We start from the raw sequence: 4,208 nt of genomic DNA on the forward strand, positions 1-4,208 counted from the left end.
GCATTTTCGGAAACGCTTGCTTGGATAACCATAGCATCATCATAAACCCAGCAATTGCCATCATGGGATAGATCACTCTCATCTTTAATAAAGCCCCCCAAGGAACCCGCCTTGACATCATCAAAATCTCTTAAAGCTTTAATGCGGTGTAAAGTCACACCGTTAACAACGCGGTTTTCATTAGTAAGTTCGTATTTTTTTGCAGGCTCTTGTTTATTAACAGATGCGCTTTCATTTGAAATGTTAGAGAGAAGGGGGGTGTTGTTTGATATATTTGTCATAATTAAAACCTTGTCGTAATTAAATTTTCTATTAACAGCCTATAGAGGCATCGGGTGCTAGAAAACACGGCGACAAGTCCGCTGCTTACACTTTTCTCATAAAGAGTATTGTATGGTGTAAACACACCCGACAAAATCCTCATATACTAACAAAAGTATAAAAGATAGCCAATTTTTAAAAGCATTGGAAAGATTGTTTCGTAATCTATCCGCTTGTCGTTTCAAAGTGTTTTCTAATCACTTGATTATTTATATAACAAAATACGTATTTATTGTCAAACAATATTTTATCTTTTTTGATATTTTTTGTATTTTTTTATATATGTTATGTATTTATAATATCTTATGCTTATGAATTGCTTCTTTTATATTTATGTGCTTTTAAAGCTATATTATTGGCTTTAGAAAAGATTGGCTTCTTTTTTGAATCTATACATTTATAATATTTAAAAACGCTCTCATAATGCGTATTTTTAACTTTATAACCTGTCAGTTTTTTCACTAAATGAATTTTAATTTTTTGTGAATTTTGTTTATAACGCATTTATCATTTGCACTATCTTAATAGGCACCGCGCTCTTATAACCAATGCATTCATTTGCATTTTTGCTTTATTCAAACAAAGCTACTGTTTTCACGCATTCTCTATAGCTGTTATGTTCTTTATAGCCATGGCATCATTTTTCATTGTCATAAGAGAAGCGATAAATAGAATAATTGTGATTTATAGACTGTTATGAAAACATCTAAAGAGAGATTGATCATTCTAGAGATCAGAAAAATGCCTTTTAATAGGCTTTTGTCAGTTGTGTCAGTTTTGTCAGTTCTTTTTAGACCCTCTATTATTTTTTTAAATGAGAGAAAATTAAAAACATTATATTTCAATAGGTTATAATTTTAATGATGCAACCTTTATTAAAAGACAACCCATAAATTCAATTCATAATATATATTTGTCAGTTATGTGTCAGTAAATTGAACTGATAAACTAGATTATTTTATTAAGTAATTCCAACACGTCTTATAAAAAGCGTATGAAAGTAAAAACTGATTACGTTATCAAAATCCTTTTTATGAATTTTATCAGTTCATTTGAATAGATAAACTTATGATTTAGAGAATGATTAAAACGTGCTTTATGAAAAGCATATGATCTTTTAAAGCCTTTCAAAAGATAGCTTGTAATTCATATGAAATGCTATCAAGACCATTATGGTTATGAGTTTTGAAGATTTTGAGTATTTTGAGGGTTCCTTTTACTCCCCTTTATATATTATTTTTCAATCAAAAATAAAAGTTATTATATTTCAATATGTTAATGTTTTAAATAAACAATCCATATTACACACAACACGTAAATACAATCTGTAATATATATAAAGGGGTTTTGAAGGTATTTTGAGGGTTTGAGAAACCTTCAAAACCTATAAGTAATATAAGGAAAATGAATATATATAACCCTCTTTAAACAAAGCTTTTGATAACAATAAAGCACTCATTTTAGATTACGATATAACCTCTTAAAGGCAATGTAAAAGAAGCGTATTCACTTTAAGATGGGATTTCTTAAAAGTCTTAAAGCAATCCAAAGTACAGTGTTAAAAAGTGCAAATGCTCTTTTTTAGAATAATGCATATAAACATTCCTTTTAAAGATTGTATGTAAGCAATCTAACAAGAGAGGTATAGATTATGGTTATAAGACCTTATACCCCTTGTAAGGTTATCACACTCATTATGTGAGCATGCTTTAATAAGCTTATTCAGTTTCTCTTATTTCTAATTTTGGTAAGTTCTTAACAATCTTCATTGTTTCTAAACTTACGGTAATAACCCTTTGAAATAACTCTAGAGGGTAGGCAGGGTTGCCAACGGTTTCAACAGCATAACGATTGGCATCATTAACAATGCCGCTCTTTTTATCAGTCTTTACACATTGACGCCCCATAACCCATTCAAGAGCGGGCTTGCCATTGACGATATACGCATAAGCTTTAAGAGGTATATCTGTTATGGTAATATTGCTATTATAAATAACAGTTGATTTATCTTTCTCTTTACCTGCTTTTGCGAATTTCATTTCAGTTACATAATAAAACTTTTCTGGATTAGAGATCTCTGTTTGTTTTGGATTACCTTTTTTAAAGGTTACTGGATAAGGCTCTACAGTTTCATAATTCACGTGCAAATGACCCAGTTCACGTCCTGCTGTCACAAACTTCCAAAAATCATCAGCATTTTTTACACACGGGATACGAGGCAATTCTTTAGAGAGGTTATCAGCATAACGAGAGCGGTAATCTTCCGAATGCAAAATTCCATAAACGTAATAGAATAAATCATCTTTCGTGATAGTTTCATTAGGATAAGCGGCTTTAAAATGTTCTAACCCTTCATTCGTAATGGCATCACGCTTTTGTAAACCAGCTGTTTTACTTTCTTCTGTAGAAATTAAAAATAAATGAGATTGTTTCTTGTTTTTATCTTTTGAGACCGTAGTATCTTCGTAAATATAACGTGGAAAGCATTGTCCAGTATCTATTGCATGAAGGTTAGGTAAATCCTTACTCATCAAAACAGAAAAACCTGCTTGGGTTCCGGTACCTGTAACTTGTATTACCATATTTTCAACCACCTTCCCCATAGGGAATATACGCGGCATTTGTAAAACTCTCTCATTAAAGGCGCGATTGTAATAGAGCCATTGTTTCGTAAAAGGACGATAAAGGCTTTGAACAAGGCATCTATCTTCAAGTTCAAAGATTTTTCCTCTTATTAATTCTTGTTTAACATTATAGCTCCAACTTATCTTTCTCTCATCTGTATCAACGAAATCATTTACAGCCTTTGTACGTATTCTGCGATCAACATGTCCATAAGCATTATTAAACCGTTCCACTTCGCTGTTATAGAATGTGATCATATTACTCATGTTTTTAGCTAAAGCTTCACGACTTGCATTATATGTCCAAGCATCACGATTGGTTACAACCCCAAGAGAAAACGTTTCAAAGAGTTTTTTACTATGGGGTTTCTTATCACCTATAGCTAAGAATGTTTCAAAATTGTTATCACGTTGATGAAGCCAATCCCCATGTTCATCCGGTGTAATTATTTTCCAACCATCTTCACGTGTAATACCACCAATACTATCAAAGTATTGAAGCATCTCAAGTTTTTTTTCGGTAGAAAGATTATCACCAATGTCGTGATAATAAATCTCACACGGTTGTTTCTTATTTGGATTGCGCACAAAAATCGTTACAGCTATTCCGTTTTGGCTTCCAGAACCAAAAACATTGCCTCCTTCCTTTGATAGCTCTTTTGATTTTATATTTTTTCGAATATCACCACGAAGATTAATAATATAAATAGAAGAATATTCATTTCGTAAGCATTTTCGCATGCCATCAGCAAAGGCTTTATCTACCCATCCATTTCCAGAAATATAAGCTACAATACCACCTTGTGAACTTAAGCGATTACTTGCCCACCTAATCGCTCGAATATAGCTATCATAGAGATTTCTTTTTAATGTTGCTTGAGATTTAAGTGCAAACGTATTTTGGATACTTCTATCAAGTATTTCATATTCTACATTTGTATTATTATCATTAGCACTCCTTTGACCAGAAGAATAAGGAGGATTACCAAAGATAACTTTAATATCCAGTTTCTTTTGATGTTCTAAATACTCACTGTTGTCTTTGAATAATTTTTGCAGAAGGTTCTTCTCTTCAAGCATCCGAAACGTATCTGTTAAACCAATATGCTTAAAAGGAATATACTCTCCTTTCATAAGACTATGATACGTTGATTCAATGTTAATGGCAGCTATGTAATAGGCAAGTAAAACAATCTCATTGGCATGGATATCATGACGGAACTTATATTCCATATCCTCTGGTTTGATGAGATCTGATTGTAA

General features: G+C 31.9%; 1 protein-coding gene and 1 pseudogene. Both read right to left on the minus strand.

The window, feature by feature from the left end; translation table 11 throughout:
* A pseudogene (locus GGR08_RS07630) lies at positions 1-281 on the minus strand (hypothetical protein); the annotation flags it as partial.
* 1,758 nt (positions 282-2,039) lie between these two features.
* Positions 2,040-4,208, minus strand: a 2,169-nt coding sequence (locus tag GGR08_RS07635) for a type ISP restriction/modification enzyme (protein ID WP_343050840.1), incomplete at its 5' end; no start/stop codon positions are given.

Source organism: Bartonella fuyuanensis, from assembly GCF_014197255.1.
GTDB classification, from domain to species: Bacteria; Pseudomonadota; Alphaproteobacteria; order Rhizobiales; family Rhizobiaceae; genus Bartonella; species Bartonella fuyuanensis.